The organism is Bifidobacterium pullorum subsp. saeculare (assembly GCF_016899725.1).
Lineage (GTDB): Bacteria > Actinomycetota > Actinomycetes > Actinomycetales > Bifidobacteriaceae > Bifidobacterium > Bifidobacterium pullorum_C.
Window position 1 is genome coordinate 1 of sequence record NZ_JACLYU010000197.1, and the last position, 458, is coordinate 458.

General features: G+C 48.0%; 2 protein-coding genes. Both read right to left on the bottom strand.

The features are described 5' to 3' along the window. Positions 1-244 (bottom strand): preprotein translocase subunit YajC (yajC, locus tag H7U32_RS10135; protein ID WP_204469902.1); only part of this gene is annotated, 244 nt, incomplete at its 3' end. Continuing rightward, a partial coding sequence (locus H7U32_RS10140) for a tRNA-guanine transglycosylase (protein WP_204469903.1) occupies positions 245-458 on the bottom strand: 214 nt, incomplete at its 5' end. It abuts the gene before it with no gap.

The following is a 458-nucleotide window of genomic DNA, read 5'->3' on the forward strand; positions in this document are numbered from 1 at the left end:
AGATATAACCGGTATCGGCCACCTTGATAACGCGACCTACCAGGCCACCGGTGGTCAGCACTTCGTCACCTTTACCGATGGAGTCCATCAGTTTTTTATGGTCTTTGGCGCGTTTTTGCTGTGGGCGCAGAATCATAAAGTAAAAAATCAGACCGAAAACCGCCAGCATGATGATCAGAGAATACGGACTTCCCTGGGACGGTGCACCTGCTGCTGCGGCGGCATCAGAAATGAAAAAGCTCATTTAAATTCCCTCATTGTTATGACATTCAACGGCTAAAGGTGGAACCGGCTTACCTGTCCGGCTATAAAACTCATCAACAAATTGTGGTAATTTACCCTCAACGATCGCCTGGCGTAAACCGGCCATCAAACGCTGGTAATAGCGCAAATTATGGATAGTATTCAGACGGGCACCGAGTATTTCGTTGCAACGGTCGAGATGATGCAAGTAGGCA